Genomic DNA, 353 nt, shown 5'->3' with positions numbered 1-353 from the left:
ATGAATCATAATGGAAAGAACCCTGAATGGGATAACAGAGATAGATTTGTATTATCAGCAGGACATGGTTCAATGCTTGAATATTCATTGCTACATTTATTTGGATATGGACTTACAGTTGAAGATATTAAAAACTTTAGACAATTCGGAAGTTTAACACCAGGACATCCAGAGTATGGCCATACAAAAGGTGTTGAAATAACAACAGGACCACTTGGACAAGGTATTTGTAATGCAGTAGGTTTTGCTATAGCAGAAGCACATCTTGCAGAAAAATTCAATAAACCAGATTATAGCGTAGTTGATCACTATACATATGCTATAGTTGGAGACGGATGCCTTATGGAAGGTAT

The 353-nt window shown here is 35.7% G+C and carries 1 pseudogene; it reads left to right on the top strand.

The annotated features are described in order from the left end of the window. Positions 1-353, top strand: a pseudogene (locus ACJDTP_RS27535) (transketolase); the annotation flags it as partial.

Origin of the sequence: Candidatus Clostridium helianthi, from assembly GCF_045310795.1 — a bacterium.
Lineage (GTDB): Bacteria > Bacillota > Clostridia > Clostridiales > Clostridiaceae > Clostridium > Clostridium helianthi.
The sequence above is the reverse complement of the archived record's forward strand: the minus strand, read 5'-3'. Positions and strand labels throughout refer to the sequence as shown.